The sequence below is a fragment of the Streptomyces sp. NBC_01481 genome, from assembly GCF_026339995.1.
In the GTDB taxonomy this organism is placed as follows: domain Bacteria; phylum Actinomycetota; class Actinomycetes; order Streptomycetales; family Streptomycetaceae; genus Streptomyces.
Window position 1 is genome coordinate 29,355 of record NZ_JAPEPT010000006.1, and the last position, 22,340, is coordinate 51,694.

Genomic DNA, 22,340 nt, shown 5'->3' on the forward strand with positions numbered 1-22,340 from the left:
TTCACCCGGAGGTACGTAAACCTCAGCGGCTCGCCGAGGGCTCCGCTCCGTGCCACACCGTGGTGATGTTGCAGAACTCGCGGATCCCGTGACCCGACAACTCCCTGCCGTAGCCGGAGCGCTTGACGCCGCCGAACGGCAGCGCGGGATGCGAGGCAGTCATTCCGTTGAAGAAGACTCCGCCCGCCTCGAGGTCGCGGGTGAAGCGGCTCACCTCCGCGTCGTCGCGCGTCCACACGTTGGAACTCAGCCCGAAGGGCGTGTCGTTGGCCAGACTCACCGCCTCGTCGACATCGGCCACGCGGTACACCGTGGCCACCGGACCGAATGCCTCCTCGTGGTGGATACGCATCTCGGGCTTCACGTCGACGAGGACCGTGGGCTCGTAGTACCAGCCCTGGTCAAACTTTTCGGGGCGCTGTGCCCCGCAGCGTGCCGTGGCCCCCAGGCGCAGGGCGTCGTCGACAAGCTCTTCCAGGTCGGCGCGGCCCTGTGCGGTGGAGAGCGGGCCGATGTCGGTGGAGTCCTGCATCGGATCGCCGACGGTCAGCTTCCGCATGCCCGCGGTGAAGTGCTCGCAGAAGTCCCCGTACACATCGGCGTGGACGATGAAGCGCTTGGCCGCGATGCAGGACTGGCCGTTGTTCTGCACGCGGGCGGTCACCGCGGTCTGCGCCGCGCGTTCGACGTCGGCCGACGGCATCACGACGAAGGGGTCGCTGCCGCCGAGTTCCAGCACCGTCTTCTTCACCTCGTCACCGGCGATCGCCGCCACGGACCGGCCGGCCGGCTCACTGCCCGTCAGTGTCGCGGCGGCGACCCTGCGATCGCGCAGAACACCCTCGACCGCGCCGGATCCGATCAGCAGCGTCTGGAAGCACCCCTCCGGGTATCCGGCGCGCCGGAACAGCTCCTCCAGGTAGAGGGCGGTCTGGGGCACGTTCGACGCGTGCTTGAGCAGTCCGACATTGCCCGCCATGAGGGCGGGGGCGGCGAAGCGCACGACCTGCCAGAGGGGGAAATTCCACGGCATGACCGCCAGCACGACGCCCAGCGGGCGGTAGTGGACGCTCGCCCGCGAGGCCCCGAAGTCCTTCACATCGACGGTCGAGGGGTTCTCGTCGGCAAGGAGCTGCTCGGCGTGCGCGGCGTACCAGTGCATCGCCTTCGCGCATTTGGCCGCCTCTGCGCGGGCGGCCGTGATCGGCTTGCCCATCTCGGTGGTCATGGTGCGCGCGATGGAGTGCTGATCCTCTTCCAGCAGGCTCGCCGCACGGTCGAGCAGTTCGGCCCGGTCGCCGAATTCCGTGGTGCGGTGCTTCTGGAAGGCGGTCACTGCGAGCGCGAGACGCCGCTCGATCTCGTCCGGTCCGAGCGCGTCGAACGTCCTGAGCGTCTCACCGGTCGCGGGATTCACGGTGGCGATGGGCATGGCAGGTCCTCCTCGAACTATCCGCTGCCGCTCTCGAGAAGAAGCTGGACGTCCTTCTCCTGGTCACCCGCTGCCATGCCCTGCGCCTTGACGGCGAAGGCGTCGGCCAGCGTCTCGGTCATCCGGTCCACACCCCAGTAGGTGCCCTGGAGATCCACTCTGACGGGCGCCGTCAATCGCACCGGTCCGGGCTTGGCATGCGAGGGCGCGACCTCGAACGTTGACGTCCACACGCTCGTATGGACGTCCGAAGTGTCGTGCAATGTGTAGTCGGGTACGTCGTCGTCCGCGCGGTCCGAGGCGAACGACTGCCTCAGCAGCCGGAAGACGCTGTGTGCGTCCTCCTTGGCGCAGCTGCTGAGCGTCACGACGACAGGTGTCGTGTACTCCTGGGTGCTGTTCACGGTGATTCCTGCCTCTCGGGATCCAGTGCTGTGCCCTCCGTCGCCGGGCGGGCCCGCTCCACCGAAGGGGTGCGCCTCCTACAGCCTCACCCGGTGAGGCACCGTCTGCGACCGGACTCGTCCGGAGGGCTCGTCCGGCACGGCCTGCTCGGGGTGCACTGCGCCACCGCGTGCTGATCGGGCAGGTCGCTGGGCACCTGCGTGCCGGGGTCCTGCGCCGGGCGGGTACCCGTATTGCGTGCGGCGAACCGGAGGTACCGACGCCGGTTCGCGGCTCTGCCCGCGCTGCGCCGAACGGCTATGCCAGGGCCGTTCCCGGCCCGGCCGGGCGCTGCCGGACCCAGCGGTACAGGACGACGGAGGCCACCGCGGCCAGCGCGCACCAGGTGGAGACGAATTCCAGCCGCCACAGCAGCGCGCACGCCACGGCCCCGAGCCCCGCGACCACTCCCAGCAGCCGGAGCACCGGTTCCCCGCCGAGCAGGAGTGCGCCGACCGTGGCCAGCAGATAGCCGATGATGATCAGCGGGGAGCGCGGCAGATCCAGCACATAGCCGAGGGTGTGCCCCCGCATTTCCGCGGTCACGGACCGGGTCGCGAGGCTGTACGCGAGGACAGCGGCGGTGGCGATCCCGACGGCGGCGAGCACCGCGAGCCTGCGCCGGGCGGGCGGCGGCGCGGCGAGGAGTACACCGAGCGGCACCCACACAGGCAGCAGGGGCAGGGCGATGACGGCCCAGGCGACGGTGGCAGGACCCGTGCCCCCACCGGAGCGCCAGACCACAGACTCGATGATCTGGTGGGCTCCGAGCAGCAACGGCAGCGCGGCGAGCGGCAGATCGCGGAGGTGGCGCACCCGCGCGACGCAGGCCACTCCGATCGCGGCGACGCATGTCCCCGCCGCGAGGTCGGCTGTCGCACTCCAGCACATGGCGTCAAGCTATATCCCACAAGGCCGTACGGATCCGTTCATCGCGTACGAGTAAGAGCTCGAGAACGGCGAGCGCTACCGCAATGTCGAGCTGAGCACTGTCCGGGACGGGCGGCTCACCGAGACCCAGGTCTTCTTCGGCGGCCGCGTTCACGCCGTGACCGGAGCGGCCGTAGCGGCCTGCGGGACCTCCGGGACCTGCGGGGCCGCGGCAGCCAGGAGGGTCTTCACCCTGGTGGCCGGTTGTTGACCGGGCGGTCATGCGGTCGTCGCCCCGGGCGGTCACGCTGGTCCCGTGGACGTCACACCTCTGGCCCGCGCCCTTCTGGATCCCGTACCGGCGCACCGCACTGCCGGTATCGAGGTGCTCCGCGCCGCCGACGGTGTCGCGGAAGTCGCCCTGTCGACGCCCCAGGCGCTGACGAATGTGATCGGGTCCCTGCACTCCAGCGGGCTGATCACGCTGATCGACGCCGCCGGGCTCGCCGCGATCATCGGGGCGGCCGAGGACGAGAAGGAGTTCCACGGAGTCGTGCCGCTGGGAGCCGCCGCGGCCATGGAGTTCCTGGCGCCCGCCCGGGGCAGGCTGGTCGCGTCCTGCCGGCTCGACGAGCAGGCTCTGCGGGAGCTGCGTCCGGTCCTGGTGGGGGCCGCGCTCCGCGCCCGGTTCACCACCCACGCCGAGGTCGTCGACTCGACGGGTGTGCTGGTGTGCCGTGGCAGCTTCGAATGGAGCGTACGGCGCGCGGCGGGCGCGGTCTGACGTGAGGCGCCGGGCCGCCAGGGCGTGTTTGAGCTAGCGCCGTCCGCCCGAAGGGCGGGCCTCGCGGCCGTCTGGTGCGTGCAGTCGCAAGGCGGTGGGGGCACCCCCGGACGAAGTCTGGGGGAGATCGCCCTCGTACTGGACGTACTTGGGCGACTCCGACAACACCGCGAGTGCGCATGCCAGGCGTCGCGGGGTGGGGGTACCTCCCAGGCGAAGCTCTGGGGGAGCGACTTCTCAAACACGCCCCAGGCGCCGCCGGGTCAGGTGTTCTTCGGAGGCTCGTGCAGGCCGAAGGGTGAGCCCTGATCGTCGTGGCAGAGCGTGAACCGGCCGAAGCGGGCGACGCTCTCGTCGTCGCTGCCCGCGTCGAAGTCGTCGACCGTGCCGCCCAGTTCATGGACCCGTTCGAGCGCGGCCTTCATGTCGTCGACCCTGAAGAAGAGATACGGGCTCGCGCCCGCGTCGCCGCCGTGCACTCCGCCGGGGACGTTGGGCGTGCCGATCGCATAGCCCCCGCCTTCGGTCGGCCCCGGATCGAAGCTCCAGCCGAACAGGCTGCCGTAGAACGCGCGGGCCGCCTCGAAGTCGCCCACGCCCAGTTCGAAGAAGGAGATCTCACCGGCCATCGCGGGTCCCGCCTTCCGTACGGAGACTGTCCGTCCCACCGTGTGAATCCACGGTACGGCCGCCCCCGCGCCGGTGCACCCGGCCCGCTCACCCCGTCAGGGGCCGGGAGGTGTCCGGCCGGACCGCCGCGAGATAGGCGAGGATCGCGTCGCGATTGCGCGCCAGACAGTCGATGCGCTGCTGGATCCGGTCCGCCTCGCCCCGGAGCAGCGCCGCGGTTTCCTCCGTCAGGCACTCGGGATGGACATGGATCTCATCCGGCTCGGTGAGGAAGGGCAGGATCCTGCGGATGATCTCCGTGGTCAGGCCGGAGTCGAGCAGCCCGCGGATCTGCTGGACGCGGTAGACGGCAGACGTGTCGTAGGCGCGGTAGCCGTTCTCGGCCCGCTCCGGGTGCAGCAGGTCCTGTTCCTCGTAGTAGCGCAGCATCCTGGTGGGGACGCCGGTGTGCCGGGACAGTTCGCCGATCTTCATGGCTGCTTCTCCTTGCCTTCACACTGATGTGAAGGTCTCACCATGGTCGCATGTCGACCGCACCCACGCCGCCTCCCCTCATGCCGCCCGCGCCCGGGCTGCCGCTGTGGGGACTGCTCGCCCTGTTCACGGCGGCCTCCACGGCCGTGATGACCGAACTGCTCCCTGCCGGGCTGCTGCCCCGGATGAGCGAGGACCTGCGGGTGACGCAGGGGCGCGTCGGGTTTCTGGTCACCGGGTACGCGGCCGCCTCGTTCCTCGCCGCGATACCCCTGACCACCGCGCTGCGCGGGCTGCCCCGGCGGCCGGTGCTCGTCGGCGTGCTGCTCGGGTTCGCGCTCTGCAACACGGTCACCGCCCTCTCGTCCTCGTACGCCCTGACCTTCGGGGCGCGGCTGCTGGCCGGGGCGATGGGTGGCCTGCTGTGGGCGATGCTGGCCGGTTACGCGGCCCGGATGGTCCCCGCCGAGCGCCGCGGCCGCGCCATGGCGATCGTCCTGGCCGGGATCACCGTCGCGCTCTGTGCCGGAATTCCGGCCGGAACGGCGCTGGCTTCCGTCCTCGGCTGGCGGGCCGCTTTCGCCTCGCTGGCCGTCCTCGCCGTGGCCATTGTGGCCTGGGTGCTGCGGAAGGTCCCCCGCTTCCCGGGGGAGCCGGCCGCCGACCGTGCGCGGCTGCGCCGCATCGCCACGCTGCCCGGGATCCGGTCCGTACTTCTCGTCACCCTGTTCCTGCTGCTGGGCCACCAGACGATGTATACGTACATGTCGCCGCTCGCCGAGCGTGCGGGACTCGGCAACGCGGGCCCGGTCCTCCTCGTCTTCGGCGTCGCCACGGTCGCCGGGATCTGGACCGTCGGCGTCCTCGTCGACCGGCATCTCCGGCCGGCCCTGCTGACCGCGCTGGCGCTGATCGCGGCCGCGGCACTCGCCCTCGGTCTGTTCGGGCAGGCTCCCGCCGCCCTGCTCATCGCGGCAGCTGTGTGGGGCGCGGCCTTCGGCGGGGCGCCCACGCTGCTGCAGACCGCGCTGGTCGACTTCTCGGGACCCGCACACGCGGACGTGGCCACCGCCCTCCAGGCCACCGTCTACAACATCGGGATCGCCGCCGGTTCCCTCACCGGTGGAATCGTCCTGGAAGGCGCAGGCGCGGGCGACTTGCCCTGGACGGCGCTCCCGCTGATCGCCGCCGCACTGGCCACCACCTGCGCGGCCCGCCGGATAGGCCATCGCGACCGAAGGATCAAGGGCGGTCCTGAGAGTGCAAGGTCACAGCCTTCTCCCCTGCTGCACCTTTGCGCCAGTGACCTAGCATCTGAGCATGACGGTCCTCCCCGATGACGGGTTCTCACTGGCCGCCGAATTCCCGGATGCGACCCACGAGCAGTGGCAGCTGCTGGTGGCCGGCGTGCTGCGCAAGGCAGGCAAGGACGCCCCGGACACGGCGGCCGATGACGTGCTGTCCACGGTCTTGGAGGACGGGCTCGCCACCCGCCCTCTGTACACCGCGGACTCGGCACGCGACGGCGCGGACGGCGCCGGCTATCCGGGCTTCGCCCCCTTCACCAGGGGCGGCAGGCCCGAAGGCGGCGCGCTCTCCGGCTGGGACGTACGCCAGCGCCACGACCGGCCCGATCCGCTGCGGGCGAACGAGGCGGTGCTCGCGGACCTGGAGAACGGGGTCACCTCGCTCTGGCTGTCCGTCGGCGCGGCCGGAGTTCCCCTCTCCGCACTGGCCACCGTCCTGGAGGGCGTCTATCTCGACCTCGCCCCGGTCGTACTCGACGCGGGGGCCGAATTCGACGCCGCCGCACGGGAATTGCTGCGTCTGTACGAGGAGCGGGGCCTCGCCCCCGAGGCCGCGCTCGGCAATCTCGGCGCCGACCCGCTGGGGCACGCCGCTCGCACCGGCCGGTACGAGGACCTCGCCACACTCACGGCCGCGGCGGCCGAACTCGCCCGGCTGTGCCACGCGACGTACCCCGGGCTGCGAGCACTGACCGTCGACGCGCTGCCGTACCACGAGGCCGGCGCCTCGGCCGCCCAGGAGCTGGGCTGTTCGCTGGCCACCGGTGTCTCACTGCTGCGGGAGCTGACCGCGGCCGGAATGAGCGTCGAAGCGGCTTGCGGCCAGCTGGAGTTCCGGTACGCGGCGACGGCCGACCAGTTCCTCACCATCGCCAAGCTGCGTGCGGCGCGGCGTGTGTGGGCCCGGGTCGCCGAGGCCTGCGGCGCGGACCCTGCCGCGGGCGCGCAGCGCCAGCACGCGGTGACGTCTCCGGTGATGATGAGCCGGCGCGACCCGTGGGTGAACATGCTGCGCACCACGGTCGCCTCCCTCGCCGCCGGCGTCGGCGGGGCCGACGCGGTGACGGTGCTCCCCTTCGACCACGCGCTCGGACTGCCCGACGCCTTCGCCCGCCGTATCGCCCGCAACACCTCGACGATCCTGGTCGAGGAGTCGCATGTGGGCCGCGTCATCGATCCGGCAGGCGGTTCCTGGTACGTGGAGCAGCTGACCGACGAGCTGGCGCAGGCCGCCTGGGCCTGGTTCCAGGAGATCGAGCGTGCCGGGGGCCAGGAGGCAGCGCTGCGCGCCGGTCTGGTGTCCGAGCGGATCGGCGCCACCTGGCAGAACCGTACGAAGAACCTCGCCAAGCGGCGCGAACCGGTCACCGGGGTCAGCGAGTTCCCGATCCTCACCCAGCCTCCGGTCCAGCGCGACCCCGCGCCGGCGGCACCCTCCGGCGGACTGCCGAAGGTGCGCCGCGACGAGGCCTTCGAAACCCTGCGGGCCCGCTCCGACGCACATCTGGCGGCGACCGGCACCCGGCCGCGCGTCTTCCTGGCGGCGCTCGGCCCGGCGGCCGCGCACACCGCACGCGCGTCCTTCGCCGCCAACCTCTTCCAGGCGGGCGGCATCGAACCGGTCCATGACCCGGTGTCCGTCGACGCGGCCTCGGTCGCCGAGGCGTTCACCGCCAGTGGAGCGAGCGTGGCGTGCGTCTGCTCCAGTGACACGCTCTACGCCGAGCAGGCCGCGCCGGTGGCCGAGGCGCTGAAGGCGGCCGGGGCCCTGCGGGTGTTCCTCGCGGGCCGTCCCGGTGAGCAGCGCGAGACTTATGTACGGGCCGGAGTCGACGAGTTCGTCGTCGCGGGCGGCGACGCGGTCGCCGTCCTGACCTCCGCGCTGGACCGGATGGGAGTGGCGTGATGAGGATCCCCGACTTCTCAGGTGTCGAGCTGGGGCCCGGCAGCGCCTCCGGCGTGTCCGGGGACCAGTGGCGCAGCGCCGTCAAGGACTCCACCGGCAAGGGCGCGGCCGATCTGGTGTGGGAGACGCCCGAGGGCATTCCCGTCAAGCCGCTGTACACGGACGAGGATCTGGCCGGGCTGGACTTTCTCGGCACGTATCCGGGCATCGCGCCCTTTCTGCGCGGCCCCTACCCGACGATGTACGTCAATCAGCCGTGGACGATCCGTCAGTACGCCGGGTTCTCCACCGCCGAGGAGTCCAACGCCTTCTACCGGCGCAATCTCGCCGCCGGGCAGAAGGGTCTGTCGGTCGCCTTCGACCTGCCGACCCACCGCGGCTACGACAGTGACCATCCCCGGGTGACGGGCGATGTCGGTATGGCCGGTGTGGCCATCGACTCGATCTACGACATGCGGCAGCTCTTCGACGGCATTCCGCTGGACCGCATGAGCGTGTCGATGACGATGAACGGCGCCGTCCTTCCGGTGCTGGCGCTGTACATCGTGGCCGCCGAGGAGCAGGGCGTACCGCCCGAGAAGCTGGCCGGGACCATTCAGAACGACATCCTCAAGGAGTTCATGGTCCGCAACACCTACATCTATCCGCCCCGGCCCTCGATGCGGATCATCTCGGACATCTTCTCGTACACCTCGCAGAAGATGCCCCGCTACAACTCGATCTCCATCTCCGGCTATCACATCCAGGAGGCCGGTGCGACGGCCGATCTGGAGCTGGCGTACACGCTCGCCGACGGCATGGAGTATCTGCGGGCCGGTATCGGCGCGGGACTCGACGTGGACGCCTTCGCGCCGCGGCTCTCGTTCTTCTGGGCGATCGGCATGAACTTCTTCATGGAGATCGCCAAGCTGCGCGCCGCGCGGCTGCTGTGGGCGAAGCTGGTGAAGACGTTCGACCCGAAGAACCCCAAGTCGCTCTCGCTGCGCACCCATTGCCAGACCTCGGGCTGGTCGCTGACGGCGCAGGACGTGTTCAACAACGTCACCCGCACCTGCGTGGAGGCGATGGCCGCGACCCAGGGGCACACCCAGTCGCTGCACACCAACGCCCTCGACGAGGCGCTGGCCCTGCCGACCGACTTCTCCGCGCGCATCGCCCGCAACACCCAGCTGCTGCTCCAGCAGGAGTCGGGGACCTGCCGGGTCATCGACCCCTGGGGCGGCAGCGCGTACATCGAGAAGCTCACCCACGATCTGGCGCGCCGCGCCTGGCAGCACATCGAGGAGGTCGAGGCCGCCGGCGGCATGGCGCAGGCCATCGACGCGGGCATCCCCAAGCTGCGCGTCGAGGAGGCCGCAGCCCGTACGCAGGCCCGAATCGACTCCGGACGCCAGCCCGTGATCGGTGTCAACAAGTACCGCGTCGAGACCGACGAGCAGATCGATGTGCTCAAGGTCGACAACTCCTCGGTGCGCACCCAGCAGATCGAGAAACTGCGGCGGCTGCGCGCGGAGCGGGACGAGAACGCCTGCCAGGACGCGCTGCGCGCGCTGACCGCGGCCGCCGAGTCGGGTCCGGGCCCCGGCCTGGAGGGCAATCTGCTGGCGCTCGCGGTGAACGCGGCCCGTGCGATGGCGACCGTCGGTGAGATCTCCGACGCCCTGGAGAAGGTGTACGGGCGGCACTCGGGGCAGATCCGTACGATCTCCGGTGTGTACCGGAACGAGGCAGGGACGTCACCCGCGGTGGAGCAGACCCGCACGCTGGTGGAGGAGTTCGAGCAGGCCGAGGGCCGCCGTCCGCGCATCCTGGTCGCCAAGATGGGCCAGGACGGCCATGACCGCGGCCAGAAGGTGATCGCCACGGCCTTCGCCGACCTGGGCTTCGACGTGGATGTCGGCCCGCTGTTCCAGACGCCTGAGGAGGTGGCCCGCCAGGCGGTCGAGGCGGACGTCCACATCGTCGGCGTGTCGTCGCTGGCAGCCGGGCATCTCACCCTCGTACCGGCGCTGAAGGAGCAACTGGCCGCCGAGGGACGGGAAGACATCATGATCGTGGTGGGCGGGGTGATTCCGCCCCAGGACGTCCAGACGCTGCACGAGGCCGGAGCCGCCGCGGTCTTCCCGCCGGGCACGGTGATCCCGGATGCGGCGCAGGACCTGGTGAAGACGCTGGGCGCCTCGCTCGGCCACGAGTTGTAGGACTGTGCCCTGGATGCATCCCACCATCGACATCGACACCTATGTCAAAGGCGTGCGTGACGGGTCGCGGGCGTACATCGCCCGCGCCATCACACTCGTCGAGTCCACGCGCGCCGATCACCGTGCGCTGGCCCAGCGGCTGCTGACCGAGCTGCTGCCGTACTCCGGTACGGCGCGGCGGGTGGGCGTCAGCGGTGTGCCCGGCGTCGGCAAGTCCACGTTCATCGACGCGCTCGGCACGATGCTCACCGGCCTCGGCCACCGGGTCGCGGTCCTCGCCGTCGATCCGTCGTCGACCCGTACGGGCGGCTCCATCCTGGGCGACAAGACCCGGATGGAACGGCTCGCGGTGGATCCGGCCGCCTTCGTGCGCCCGTCCCCCACCTCGGGCACGCTGGGCGGAGTGGCCAAGGCGACCCGCGAGACCATCATCGTGATGGAGGCCGCCGGCTACGACGTGGTGCTCGTGGAAACGGTCGGGGTCGGCCAGTCGGAGACCGCCGTGGCCAACATGGTGGACTCCTTCCTGCTGCTGAGCCTGGCCAGGACCGGTGACCAGCTGCAGGGCATCAAGAAGGGCGTCCTGGAGCTGGCCGACGTGATCGCCGTCAACAAGGCGGACGGCCCGCACGAGCGCGACGCCCGCTCCGCCGCCCGTGAACTGGCCGGTGCGCTGCGGCTGATGCACCCCGCCGACGCCGCCTGGACTCCCCCGGTGCTGTCCTGCAGCGCGCGGGAGGGCACCGGGCTCGACACTCTCTGGGAGCGTCTCGAGCAGCACCGGGCGCTGCTGGACTCGACGGGCAGGCTGGCCGCGAAACGCCGCGACCAGCAGATCGACTGGGCCTGGACGATGGTCCACGACGAGCTGCGGGACCGGCTGCGCAGCCATCCCGGCGTGCGCGCGCTCGCGCCCGGCCTCGAACAGCAGGTGCGGGACGGGGAGTTGACGGCGACGCTGGCGGCGGAACGGATCCTTCAGGCGTTTCAGCGACCGAGCTAGCAGTTCCGGGGCGGGCTCGATGCGGCTCCGCCCCGGAACCGTACGACTCAGGACGACATCGTGAGTCCGGACCGGATCTCGCGGGCCGCGGCGACCAGGTGCTCCAGTGAGGTACGGACCTCGGGCCAGCCGCGCGTCTTCAGACCGCAGTCGGGGTTGACCCACAGCCGCTCGGCGGGAATCGCCTCAAGTCCCTTCCGCAGCAGCGCGGTTGCCTCCTGGGCACTCGGCACCCGCGGTGAGTGGATGTCGTAGACACCGGGTCCCACCTCGCGCGGATATCCGGCCGTGGCGAGTTCGCCCGCCACCTGCATGTGGGAGCGGGCGGCTTCCAGGCTGATCACATCGGCGTCGAGGTCGTCGATGGCCCGGAGGATGTCGCCGAACTCGGCGTAGCACATGTGCGTATGGATCTGGGTGTCCGGACGGACACCGCCGGTGGTCAGCCGGAAGGCCTCCGTCGCCCAGGCCAGATAGGCCTCGTGGCCGTCGCCGCGCAGCGGCAGCGTCTCGCGCAGCGCCGGCTCGTCCACCTGGATCACCGAACTGCCCGCCGCCTCAAGGTCGTTCACCTCGTCACGCAGGGCGAGGGCGACCTGGCGTGCGGTCTGGGTCAGCGGCTGGTCGTCGCGTACGAAGGACCAGGCGAGCATGGTGACAGGTCCGGTGAGCATGCCCTTGACGGGGCGGTCGGTGAGCGACTGGGCGTAGCGGGTCCAGCGGACCGTCATCGGATCGGGGCGCGAGACGTCGCCTGCCAGGATCGGCGGCCGGACATAGCGGGTGCCGTACGACTGGACCCAGCCGTGCTGCGTCGCGAGATAGCCGCTGAGCTGTTCGGCGAAGTACTGGACCATGTCGTTGCGTTCGGGCTCGCCGTGTACGAGCACGTCGATGCCGGTCCTCTCCTGGAGGGAGACGACCTCGCGGATCTCGGCCTCGATGCGCTCCTCGTACCCCTGGGTGTCGATGCGCCCGGCCCGCAGGTCGGCCCGTGCGGTGCGCAGTTCGACGGTCTGCGGGAACGAGCCGATCGTGGTCGTGGGCAGCAGGGGAAGGCGCAGACGTGCGCGCTGGGCCGCGGCGCGCTGCGCGTACGGGAGACTGCGCCGGGTGTCCGCCGCGGTGACGGCCGCGCTGCGCGCGCGAACGGCGGGGTCGCGGGTGAGCGCGGAGGTGGCGCGGGAGAGCAGGTCGGCCCGGTTGGCGGCGAGTTGGGCGGCGATGGCGTCGGCGCCCTCGGTCAGCCCGCGGGCCAGCGTGACGACCTCGGCCGTCTTCTGGCGGGCGAAGGCCAGCCAGCGGGCGACCTGTGTGTCGACATCGCGTTCCGCGGCGGCGTCGAGCGGCACATGCAGCAGAGAGCAGGACGGCGCGACATCCACCCGGCCGGCCAGCCCGAGCAGGGTGGCGAGGGTGGCGGCCGACTTCCCGAGGTCGTTGATCCATACGTTGCGGCCGTCGACGACTCCGGCGACGAGCCGCTTGCCGGGCAGTCCGCCGACGGCCGCGAGGTCGCGGAGGTTGGCGTGGGCCGGGCCGGTGAAGTCGAGGGCCAGTCCGTCGACGGGGGCCTTGGCCAGGACGGGAAGCGCCTCGCCGAGCCGGTCGAAGTAGGAGGCGATCAGCAGCTTCGGCCGGTCCGTGAGCCCTCCGAGCTCGCGGTAGGCACGGCCCGCGGCGCTGAGCACGGCGGGCGGCTGGTCCTGGACCAGGGCCGGTTCGTCGAGTTGCACCCACGGGGCGCCCGCGGCCCGCAGCTCGCGGAGCACCTCGGCGTACACCGGCAGCAGCCGGTCCAGCAGGGTGAGCGGCTGGAAATCGGAAGCAACTCCGGGCGCGGGCTTGGCGAGCAGCAGATAGGTGATCGGCCCGAGGAGCACCGGGCGGGCGGTGAGTCCGAGCGCGAGCGCTTCCTTCAGCTCGGCGGCCTGCTTGGCGCAGTTGGCGGCGAAGGCGGTGTCGGGGCCGAGTTCGGGGACGAGGTAGTGATAGTTGGTGTCGAACCACTTGGTCATTTCCAGGGGCGCGACGTCCTGGGTTCCGCGCGCCATGGCGAAGTAGCCGTCGAGCGCGTCGGCGTCGACTGCCGCCCGGTGACGCGGGGGAATGGCACCGACCATGACGCTGGTGTCCAGGACATGGTCGTAGTACGAGAAGTCTCCGGTGGGGACTTCGTGGATGCCGGCGCCCGTGAGCTGCTGCCAGGTGGCCCGGCGCAGCAGGGCGGCCGTCTCCTTCAGGGCGTCGGCGTCGACGCGGCCCTTCCAGTAGCCCTCGACGGCCTTCTTCAGTTCCCGGTTCGGGCCCTGGCGGGGGTAGCCGTGGACGGTGGCCCTGGATCCTGCGGCCGTGGATGTGCTGGTCACGGAACTCTCCTTCGCGAGTACTCGTCCATGACCTCGGACAGCTCGTGGAACGCGAAGGAGGGCAGACACAGCCGTCTGCCCATGCCGCCGACCCGCCCACGAGGTCACCGAGATCTCCGCGCGCGTTCGCGCACGGGCAGTGGCAGGTCTTCGGACTCATGGGCACGCCCGCGCGTACGAAGTTTTGCGTACGCGGGCACCTACTGGCCGTCGCTTCCCGGATCCGCTGCCGGATCCAGTGCGTATGACGGCGGTCGTTCCCACTCACCGCTGCGGGGCAGTTCCGGATTCCCACCGGATTCCCTCTTGCGACGCGCCTGCCTGGAGGACAGGGCGAACCAGCTGCACGATCACCCTAGGCGCGTCATTGACATGTGACCAAACGGTCACCTATTTTGGATGGCATGGACGAAGTGTTCAAGGCACTGGCCGACCCGACGCGGCGCAGCCTCCTCGACGAGCTCTTCCGTCAGGACGGGCAGACGCTCAGTGCGCTCGAGGCACGCTTCGACATCAGCCGCTTCGGCGTCATGAAGCACCTCAAGCAGCTCGAGGAAGCGGGCCTGATCGTGACCAGGCGCCGCGGCCGGGAAAAGCTCCACTTCCTGAACCCCGTCCCTATCCGGCTCGTCCACGACCGGTGGGTGAGCAAGTACGCGGAACCCTGGGCGGCCGCACTCAGCGGCCTCAAGAGCCGACTGGAGAGCCCCATGGAAAAGGTCTTCGAGATTTACATCCGCACGACCCCCGAGCGCCTCTGGGAGGCGATCACCGACCCCGAGATCCGGAGCAAGTACAACTTCGGCATGCGGGTCACCTCGGACTGGCAGCCCGGCGGGCGCATCGAGATGAGCTCCCCCAAGGCCGACGGCCTGCTCGGCGAGGGCGAGATCCTCGAAATCGATCCACCGCGCAAGCTCGTCCAGAGCATGGTCGCGCTCTGGAGCGACGAGGCGAAAGCCGAAGGCACGTCGAGGGTCACCTGGGACATCGAGCCCGTCGGCGACTCCTGCCGGCTCACCGTCACGCACGACCAGCTGCGCGAGGGCGCGAACGAGGAGCTGTACGGCGGTTGGCCGATGATCCTCTCCGGCCTCAAGACCTGGCTGGAGACGGGCGAGCTGCTGACCACGCCGGGCTCACTGATGTACACCTGATCAGGCCCGGCGACCCGCTTTTCCGGTACGGCTGTGCGCGGTGGGACCCGTACCGGAAAAGCGCCGGGTCACCTCAGGAGCCGCCGGACTGCCCGACGCGCAGGCCGGATCCCACCACGCGCGCCTTGATGCCGTCTCGCTCCACGGTGATGTGCTGGAGTCGCAACTCCTTCAGGGAGCGGGGCAGTTCGAAGGAGAGCGACAGCCGCTCGGACAGCTCCGGGGGCTTGAGGGCGAGCAGTGCCTCGACGAGACCGGGATCGATGCCCAGCTTCCGCAGCAGTTGCGGATGCTCCAGTACGACATCGACGAGATTCACCTTCATCAGCCGCTCGATGAACTTCGGAGCGCTGGTGAGCCGGTGGAGCTCCTCCTCGCTCCGCAGGGCCCGGCGCACATACTCCCTGGGCACTCCGAGCCGGTCCACGATCGCGGGCACGGCGAGCAGCGCCTTCAGCCGGGCGCCTTCGCCGCTGATCCGCTCGGCGGCCTCGCGATGCAGCCGCAGGCCGGAGTGATCCGGATCCTTGCCGGGCCGGTAGGTGGCCACCCGGGGAATGTCGAGCCGCATGCCGTCCAGGGTGGTGGTGAGGGAGCGCTCGTTGTCACGCTGGATGTGCGCCTGTGCCTGTACGCGCAGATCCTGGCCGGCGACGGCGAGTTCGCCGTTCACCCGGACCGCGTCCGTGCCGCTGCCGGTGAACTTCAGCTGTGAGGCGCCCAGTTCACGGTTCAGGTCGTCGAAGGAGAGCAGCACCTCGCCGTCCAGATCGCCGATGACGGCGCCCTTGATCGAGGTCGGGGCGTCCCCGACGATGCGTACGTCCTTGGCGGTGGCCCGCACCTCGGCAAGCGAGACACGATCGGCCGAGACATCGGGCACGGTGACGTCGACCCGGTCGATCCGCTCGTCGAGCAGCTGGGTGAGGAACGGAAAACCGTGAATGTCCACGTCGGGCCTGGTGGCGAGCCCGAGCGACTTCTGGAGCTGGTCCGCCGCTCTGCTCTGCGCGTAGTACTCCGCGAGCCGGTCGGCGAGCAGCAGACACAGGGTGCACAGGACGGCCGCGGCGGTCAGCTTCACCAGCGCGGGCAGCGCCGCGAACCGGCTCTTGCCACGGTGGTTGGGCGGTGTCCAGTCGTCGTCGTCCGGGTCGGAGCTGAGCCCGAGCTCGAGTGGGTCCTTCGGGTCGTAGACGCTGAAGTCGGGCTCAGGATCTGCCAGTTGAGCGAGTTCTTCGTACGGATTTCGTGGATGCGCCGATATGCGTGTGGGGGGTCGCATCGCCTCATCCCACCATGTCGGCCACCCTCGAACGCAAATCCTGCTACCGATGGGTAGGGTTTGAGCCAAATATCGGCGCCTCTGCTGCGCAGATGCCGTGGCGCGCGTCACCGTGCCCGCGGCTTCGCGGGCTCATTAGGCTGAGGACATGGTCACCTCGCACGTCCTCACATGGGAAGTCACCGGGAGCCAGGGGTACGAGACCTCGTGGATCGAGCTCCGGGGCACGACGCTCCAGGCCCGCGGGCGCGCGGTCGGAACCCGGCCGGAGGTCTACTGGATCTCGTACGAGCTCGATACCGACGAGGACTTCGTGACCCGTGAGCTGCATGTGCGCGCCGCGACCGCCCACGGTTCGCACGAGCTGCGCCTGCTGCACGACGGCTCCGGCCGGTGGACCGCCGACGGAAAGCAGCTGCCCGAGATGGACGGCGCGCTCGACTGTGATCTTGGGCTGTGTCCGCTCACCAACACCATGCCGGTGCTGCGGCACGGGCTCCATCTGGCGCCGGGCGAGCGGACGTTCCTGATGGCCTGGGTCTCGGTGCCCGATCTGACCGTGCACGCCTCTCGACAGACGTACACCCATCTCGGGCGAACCGACACCGGTGCGCTCGTGCGCTTCGCGTCGGGCGACTTCCGCAGCGATGTGGAGTTCGACGCGGAAGGGCTCGTGATCGACTATCCGGGTCTGGCCCACCGCATGTCGGCAAGGTCCTGTCCGGTCGATCAGGCCGGGTCAGGGAGCGGGGTCTGGCGTGGTGCCTCGCAGGCCGGAGGATGGGGGTCCCCCCGCCGAAGGCAGGGGGAGAGCCCACGCGGAGCGTAGGCGACTGACGACAACGCAGCGAGGTGCCGTGCCAGGGCACGCGAGCCCGGCAAGATCGGCCGGACAGGACCTAGGGGCGCCCCGCGACCCGAATGACCGTCGACGGGCCGGAGTGAAGGTGGTGGAGGTATGAGGCTCACGATCCTCGGCGGCGGGGGCTTCCGCCTGCCGCTCGTGTACGGCGCCCTGCTCGGCGACCACGCGGAGGGCCGTATCACCCAGGTCGTCCTGCACGACGTGGCCCCGGCTCGGCTGACCGCGATCGCACGGGTCCTCGCCGACCAGGCCGAAGGAGTGCAGGACGCGCCGCGGATCACCGTCACCACCGACCTCGACGAGGCGCTGCGCGGCGCGGACTTCGTCTTCTCCGCCATCCGCGTCGGCGGCCTGGAGGGCCGCGCGGCCGACGAGCGGATCGCCCTGGCCGAGGACGTCCTGGGCCAGGAGACGGTCGGCGCGGGCGGCATCGCGTACGGACTGCGCACCGTCCCGGTCGCCGTCGACATCGCACGCCGGGTCACCCGGCTCGCCCCCGACGCCTGGGTCATCAACTTCACCAACCCGGCCGGTCTTGTCACCGAGGCCATGGCCCGCCACCTCGGCGACCGGGTCATCGGCATCTGCGACTCGCCCGTGGGACTCGGCCGCCGGGTCGCCCATGCCCTGGGCGCGGATCCCGCAACGGTTTCGCTCGACTACGCCGGCCTCAACCATCTTGGCTGGCTGCGCGGCCTGCGCGTCGACGGCCGCGACGAGCTCCCCCGGCTGCTCGCCGACGCCGAACTGCTCGGCTCCTTCGAGGAGGGCAGGCTCTTCGGCGCGGACTGGCTCCAGTCGCTGGGCGCGATCCCCAACGAGTATCTGCACTACTACTACTTCAACCGCGAGGCGGTACGCGCCTATCAGGAGGCCGAACAGACCCGCGGCGCCTTCCTCCGGCAGCAACAAGCCACGTTCTACGCGGAGATGGAGCGGCCCGGCACCCCGGCGCTCGCGACCTGGGACCGCACCCGCGCCGAGCGCGAGGCCACCTACATGGCACACAACCGCGAGGCCGCGGGCGCGGGTGAGCGCGACGCGAGCGACCTGGAGTCCGGCGGCTACGAGAAGGTCGCCCTCGCCCTGATGCGGGCCATCGCCCAGGACCGGCGGACCACGCTCATCCTCAATGTCCGTAACCGCGCCACCCTTTCGGTGCTGGACGAGGCGGCGGTGGTCGAGGTGCCGTGCTCCGTCGACGCGAACGGCGCGCATCCACTCCCCGTGTCCCCGCTGCCGCTCCACGCCACCGGTCTGGTCTGCGCCGTCAAGGCCGTCGAACGCGAAGTGCTCGCCGCGGCCGACAGCGGCTCGCGCGCCACCGCGGTGAAGGCCTTCGCCCTGCACCCGCTCGTCGATTCCGTGACCGTCGCCCGCCGACTCGTCGACGGCTACACCCGCGTCCACCCCGCGCTCGCGTATCTGAGGTAGGAGCCCGCACATGCATGACGAACGCCGACGCATCGAGGAGCGCGTCGCACGCATCCTGGAGCAGCGCATCCAGCCCGCCGTCTACGCCACGACCCTCCCCCTCGCCGTCGCGTCATGGGAAGCGCCGGACGAGCCGGTGCCCTTCGCCGAGGCGGCGTCCCAGACGTACGAGCCCTTCGCCATGGGCACCCGGTGGGGGCCGCCGTGGGGCACGACCTGGTTCCGGGTCCGCGGCGAGGTCCCCGCCGCGTGGGCGGGGCGCCGCGTCGAGACCGTCTTCGACCTCGGCTTCGTCGGCGGCTCGCCCGGTACTCAGGCCGAGGCCCTGGTCCACACCCTGGACGGCAGCCCGCTCAAGGCAGTCAACCCACAGAACCAGTACGTACCGGTCGCCCGTCCGGCGGCGGGCGGGGAGCGGGTCGACTACCTCATCGAGGCCGCGTCCAACCCCGACATCCTCGCCGACGGCTTCGTCCCGACCTCCCTCGGCGACAAGGCGACGGCGGGCCGTGAGCCGTTGTACGCCTTCGCCCGCGCCGATCTCGCCGTACTGGACGAGGAGGTGTGGCACCTCGGGCTCGATATTCAGGTACTGCGTGAACTGATGCTGGAGCTCGGCGAGCACGAGCCGCGACGGCACGAGATCACGCAAGCCCTCGACCACGCGCTCGACGCCCTGGACCTGGACGACATCTCCGGCACGGCAGCGGATGTTCGGGAGCTGCTGCGGCCGGTGCTCACCCGGCCCGCGCACGCGAGCGCGCACATCATGTCGGCGGTCGGCCACGCCCATATCGACACTGCCTGGCTCTGGCCGATCCGCGAGACCAAGCGCAAGACCTCCCGCACCTTCTCGAACGTCACGGCGCTGGCGGAGGAGTACGAGGAGTTCGTCTTCGCCTGCTCGCAGGCCCAGCAGTACGCATGGGTCCGCGACCACTACCCCAAGGTGTGGGAGCGCATCAAGAAGGCCGTCGCGGACGGTCAGTGGGCACCCGTCGGCGGCATGTGGGTGGAGTCCGACGGCAACCTGCCCGGCGGCGAGGCCGTCGCCCGCCAGTTCGTCCACGGCAAGCGCTTCTTCATCGAGCACTTCGGCATCGAGACGAAGGGCGTCTGGCTGCCGGACTCCTTCGGCTACAACGCGGCATATCCGCAACTGGCGAAGCTGGCGGGCAACGAGTGGTTCCTCACCCAGAAACTGTCCTGGAACCAGACCAACAAGCTGCCCCACCACTCGTTCTGGTGGGAGGGCATCGACGGCTCGCGGATCTTCACGCACTTCCCGCCGGTGGACACGTACAACGCGGAGTTTTCCGGCAGTCAGATGGCGCACGCGGTCCGCAACTACCAGGACAAGGGCCGCGGTACGCGCTCGCTCGCGCCGTTCGGGCACGGCGACGGCGGTGGCGGGCCCACCCGCGAGATGATGGAGCGCGCCCGTCGGCTGTCCGACCTCGAAGGCTCCGCCAGGGTCCGGGTCGAGCACCCGGACGCCTTCTTCGCCGCGGCCCGGGAGGAGATCCCGGCCGACCAGGTCTGGTCCGGCGAGCTCTATCTGGAACTGCACCGCGCCACGTACACCTCGCAGGCCCGCACCAAGCAGGGCAACAGGCGCAGCGAACACCGGCTGCGGGAGGCCGAGTTGTGGGCGACGGCGGCCGCTCTGCACGCCCCGGGCTACGCCTATCCGTACGAGCATCTTGACCGGCTGTGGAAGACGGTGCTGCTGCACCAGTTCCACGACATCCTGCCGGGTTCGTCGATCGCCTGGGTGCACCGGGAGGCGGAGGCGGAGTACGCGCGGGTGGCGCGGGAGTTGGAGGCGCTGACGTCCGAGGCGCTGGCCGCGCTCGGCGAGGGCACCCCCTATGTGTTCAACACCAGTCCGCGCGCCCGCGCCGAAGTGATCACGGGCCCGGACGGCGACGTCGTCTACACCGAGGTCCCCGCCGGCGGCAGCGCCCCGCTGGGCACCGGGACGGCCCCGCGGCCCGTCTCGGCGGCGGACCGCGTCCTCGACAACGGCCTGGTCCGCGTGGAGTTCGCCGAGGACGGCACCCTGGCGTCCGTACGCGATCTCGTCGCCGGCCGCGAAGTCCTCGCCGGGCCCGGCAATCTGCTGCGGCTGCACAGTGACCTGCCCAACTACTGGGACGCCTGGGACATCGACAAGCACTACAGGAACCGCTACACCGACCTGCTCGACGCCGAGTCGGTCGCCGTGGTCGAAAACGGTCCGCTCCGCGGCGCGGTACGGATCGAGCGCGCCTTCGGCAGGGGCTCGCGCATCGTCCAGACCGTCACGGTCCGGGCCGGCAGCCGCCGTATCGACGTCGAGACCGAGATCGACTGGCACGAGGCCGAGAAGATCCTCAAAGCCGCCTTCCCGGTCGACGTCCGCGCCGAACGGTCCACGGCGGAGATCCAGTTCGGCCATGTCCACCGCCCGACCCATACCAACACCAGCTGGGAAGCGGCCCGTTTCGAGGTCTCCGGACACCGTTGGGTGCATGTCGGCGAGCCGGGCTACGGCGTCGCGGTCATCAATGACTCGACGTACGGACACGACGTCACCCGCACCACCCGCGACGACGGCGGGACGACCACCACGGTCCGCCTCAGCCTGGTCCGGGCACCCCGCGTCCCGGACCCCGGGGCCGACCAGGGCATGCACCGCTTCACCTACGCGCTGCTGCCGGGCGCCACGGTCGAGGACGCGATCGCGGAGGGGTACGCCCTCAATCTGCCGCTGCGCGTGGCGGAGGCGGGCCGGAGCATCGAGCCGCTGGTGAGCAGCGACAACCCGGCCGTGACGGTCGAGGCGGTGAAGCTCGCGGACGACCGCTCGGGCGATGTGGTCGTGCGGCTCTACGAGTCCCACGGCGGCCGGGCGCACGCGACGCTGCGCACAGGCTTCCCGCTGGCCGGGGTGCGGATCACGGATCTGCTGGAGCGTCCACTGCCGGACGAGCCGTTGTCCGAGGGGGACGACGGCTCGGTGGCGCTGACGCTGCGGCCGTTCCAGATCCTCACGCTTCGGCTGAATCGCTAGCGCGTGGCCCGGCGCCTGAGGACCACCGACAGGACCACCGCGAGCAGCGCCAGTACGGACGCCGCCCCGCCGATCAGCACGGCTGAGTCGTTCGCCCGCTGCGCCGTGGCCGCGGCGGAACGGCCGATGGGCTCGGCGGGCGGCTGGGCGGCCTGCTGCCCGCCCACAGGGACGTCGGTGGGTGACGCCTCCCTGGTGGGGGCCTGGCTCGGCGGCACCTCGGCCGGCGCGGTTTCGGCGGGCGGGGCCACGCTCGGCCCGGTGTCGCCCTGCTGGCTGTCGTTCGACTCCTCGTGGTCGGCCATCACCACGTCGGAGCACGAGTAGTACGTGTCCGGAGTGCTGGAGTTCCGCCAGATCGTGTACAGAACGTGACGGCCGGTGAGCCCCTCGGGCAGCCTGCCGGAAATCCGGTAGGCACCGCCCCTCAGCTCCGGGTTTCTGGCCTTCGCGAACGGCACGGACTGGAGGTCGTCCCACGTCAACGGTTCGGCGGGATCGTAGCTCTGCCTGGTGAGATACAGGCTGAAGGTTCCCTCGTGCGGGATCGTCGACCGATAGGTGAGCGTGAACGCGGATCCGGCCCTCAGGGGCGTCGCCGGCCAGTCCGTACGGGGGAGGTCCAGGCCCTTGTACGCGTCGAGACCCGCGCTGCACAGCTGTCCGTCCGGGATGAACTGCCGGTCTCTGCCGCGGACGTCGGCGACGCGCAGGTTGTCCCAGTCCTCGAACGCCGATCCGCCGTTGACGGCGATGGCGGCCCGGCAGGCCGCCGACGCCCGCTGCACGCCCTCGGAGCTGCATGCGGCGACCCGGCTGACGGGATCGGTCGGCGCGCCGTGCGCCTGGGCGGCGCCGGCGGCGGCGAGGGTGACGGTGAGTGCAAGGGGCACGGCACCGACGAGCGCGACGGCAGCGACAGTGCGACGATGGTCTATCATCCGCGGCAGACCTCCTGGGTGGGCGGGGTGGCCTGCCGTGTAGTACGACATCGCCCGGCGTAGCGTTCATTACGGGCCACAACCCGAGCGGAACGGCCGAAGATCCGTAGAACCGCGCAGGTGGCCGGTTCCGCCCCCGCGCCCTACCGGCCAGCACCGGACGTCGGATAGACGTTCCCGCGC

At 70.7% G+C, this 22,340-nt stretch carries 17 protein-coding genes and 1 riboswitch; of the genes, 9 read left to right on the top strand and 8 right to left on the bottom strand.

The features are described from left to right. Nucleotides 1–22: 22 nt before the first annotated feature. From OOK40_RS30105 to OOK40_RS30115, 3 genes are all read right to left on the bottom strand, one after another. Nucleotides 23–1,432 carry an NADP-dependent succinic semialdehyde dehydrogenase gene (locus tag OOK40_RS30105; protein ID WP_266487794.1) on the bottom strand — a complete coding sequence of 470 codons (1,410 nt, stop codon included), beginning with the start codon at nucleotides 1,430–1,432 and terminating at the stop codon, nucleotides 23–25. 17 nt (nucleotides 1,433–1,449) lie between these two features. After that, nucleotides 1,450–1,836: a hypothetical protein gene (locus tag OOK40_RS30110; RefSeq protein ID WP_266487796.1), complete on the bottom strand. Its 387-nt coding sequence runs from the start codon at nucleotides 1,834–1,836 to the stop codon at nucleotides 1,450–1,452. Between the two features lie 298 nt (nucleotides 1,837–2,134). Then, nucleotides 2,135–2,767 carry a DUF6629 family protein gene (locus tag OOK40_RS30115; RefSeq protein WP_266487797.1) on the bottom strand — a complete coding sequence of 211 codons (633 nt, stop codon included), beginning with the start codon at nucleotides 2,765–2,767 and terminating at the stop codon, nucleotides 2,135–2,137. A 295-nt stretch (nucleotides 2,768–3,062) separates the two neighbouring features. Between OOK40_RS30115 and OOK40_RS30120 the strand changes: the two genes are divergently transcribed. Next, the gene (locus tag OOK40_RS30120; protein WP_266487799.1) at nucleotides 3,063–3,530 is read left to right on the top strand and encodes a PaaI family thioesterase; all 468 of its coding nucleotides are present in this window, start codon (nucleotides 3,063–3,065) and stop codon (nucleotides 3,528–3,530) included. A 263-nt stretch (nucleotides 3,531–3,793) separates the two neighbouring features. Here OOK40_RS30120 and OOK40_RS30125 read toward each other — a convergent pair whose 3' ends face one another. Continuing rightward, nucleotides 3,794–4,159, bottom strand: a complete 366-nt coding sequence (locus OOK40_RS30125) for a VOC family protein (protein ID WP_266488519.1) — start codon at nucleotides 4,157–4,159, stop codon at nucleotides 3,794–3,796. Between the two features lie 88 nt (nucleotides 4,160–4,247). Continuing rightward, on the bottom strand, nucleotides 4,248–4,634 hold the full coding sequence (locus OOK40_RS30130; protein ID WP_266487801.1) for a MerR family transcriptional regulator: 387 nt from the start codon (nucleotides 4,632–4,634) through the stop codon (nucleotides 4,248–4,250). Between the two features lie 50 nt (nucleotides 4,635–4,684). Between OOK40_RS30130 and OOK40_RS30135 the strand changes: the two genes are divergently transcribed. The 4 genes from OOK40_RS30135 to meaB are packed head-to-tail and all read left to right on the top strand — an operon-like array spanning nucleotide 4,685 to nucleotide 11,051. Then, nucleotides 4,685–5,974 (top strand): MFS transporter, encoded by a 1,290-nt coding sequence (locus OOK40_RS30135; protein ID WP_266487804.1) that lies wholly within the window; start codon nucleotides 4,685–4,687, stop codon nucleotides 5,972–5,974. Beyond that, complete coding sequence (locus OOK40_RS30140) at nucleotides 5,955–7,847, top strand: methylmalonyl-CoA mutase family protein (protein WP_266487806.1); 1,893 nt, start codon at nucleotides 5,955–5,957, stop codon at nucleotides 7,845–7,847. The genes OOK40_RS30135 and OOK40_RS30140 overlap by 20 nt, the downstream gene beginning before the upstream one ends. Next, on the top strand, nucleotides 7,847–10,048 hold the full coding sequence (scpA, locus tag OOK40_RS30145) for a methylmalonyl-CoA mutase (RefSeq protein WP_266487809.1): 2,202 nt from the start codon (nucleotides 7,847–7,849) through the stop codon (nucleotides 10,046–10,048). Before OOK40_RS30140 ends, scpA begins: the two co-directional genes overlap by 1 nt. 13 nt (nucleotides 10,049–10,061) lie before the next feature. After that, nucleotides 10,062–11,051 (top strand): methylmalonyl Co-A mutase-associated GTPase MeaB, encoded by a 990-nt coding sequence (gene meaB / locus OOK40_RS30150; protein WP_266487817.1) that lies wholly within the window; start codon nucleotides 10,062–10,064, stop codon nucleotides 11,049–11,051. A gap of 47 nt (nucleotides 11,052–11,098) precedes the next feature. On the opposite strand, the gene metE is transcribed toward meaB, so the two are convergent. Then, complete coding sequence (gene metE, locus OOK40_RS30155; protein WP_266487819.1) at nucleotides 11,099–13,420, bottom strand: 5-methyltetrahydropteroyltriglutamate--homocysteine S-methyltransferase; 2,322 nt, start codon at nucleotides 13,418–13,420, stop codon at nucleotides 11,099–11,101. A 123-nt stretch (nucleotides 13,421–13,543) separates the two neighbouring features. Continuing rightward, nucleotides 13,544–13,778, bottom strand: a riboswitch (cobalamin riboswitch). A 46-nt stretch (nucleotides 13,779–13,824) separates the two neighbouring features. Here metE and OOK40_RS30160 point away from each other — a divergent pair. Continuing rightward, nucleotides 13,825–14,577, top strand: coding sequence for a metalloregulator ArsR/SmtB family transcription factor (locus OOK40_RS30160; protein ID WP_266487822.1), 753 nt, complete (start codon nucleotides 13,825–13,827; stop codon nucleotides 14,575–14,577). Between the two features lie 73 nt (nucleotides 14,578–14,650). Here the strand turns inward: OOK40_RS30160 and OOK40_RS30165 are convergent, their stop codons facing one another. Then, complete coding sequence (locus tag OOK40_RS30165) at nucleotides 14,651–15,862, bottom strand: DUF2993 domain-containing protein (protein WP_266487823.1); 1,212 nt, start codon at nucleotides 15,860–15,862, stop codon at nucleotides 14,651–14,653. Between the two features lie 148 nt (nucleotides 15,863–16,010). On the opposite strand from OOK40_RS30165, the gene OOK40_RS30170 reads away from it, so the two are divergent. The 3 genes from OOK40_RS30170 (at nucleotide 16,011) to OOK40_RS30180 (ending at nucleotide 21,216) form a co-directional block, all read left to right on the top strand. Beyond that, nucleotides 16,011–16,691, top strand: coding sequence for a putative glycolipid-binding domain-containing protein (locus OOK40_RS30170; protein WP_266487826.1), 681 nt, complete (start codon nucleotides 16,011–16,013; stop codon nucleotides 16,689–16,691). Nucleotides 16,692–16,820: 129 nt separating this feature from the next. Further along, nucleotides 16,821–18,161 carry a 6-phospho-beta-glucosidase gene (locus OOK40_RS30175; protein ID WP_266487828.1) on the top strand — a complete coding sequence of 447 codons (1,341 nt, stop codon included), beginning with the start codon at nucleotides 16,821–16,823 and terminating at the stop codon, nucleotides 18,159–18,161. A gap of 10 nt (nucleotides 18,162–18,171) precedes the next feature. Next, nucleotides 18,172–21,216 carry a glycoside hydrolase family 38 C-terminal domain-containing protein gene (locus OOK40_RS30180; RefSeq protein WP_266487829.1) on the top strand — a complete coding sequence of 1,015 codons (3,045 nt, stop codon included), beginning with the start codon at nucleotides 18,172–18,174 and terminating at the stop codon, nucleotides 21,214–21,216. On the opposite strand, the gene OOK40_RS30185 is transcribed toward OOK40_RS30180, so the two are convergent. Further along, nucleotides 21,213–22,157 (bottom strand): lytic polysaccharide monooxygenase, encoded by a 945-nt coding sequence (locus OOK40_RS30185; RefSeq protein ID WP_266487831.1) that lies wholly within the window; start codon nucleotides 22,155–22,157, stop codon nucleotides 21,213–21,215. The genes OOK40_RS30180 and OOK40_RS30185 overlap by 4 nt on opposite strands. Nucleotides 22,158–22,340: the final 183 nt, after the last annotated feature.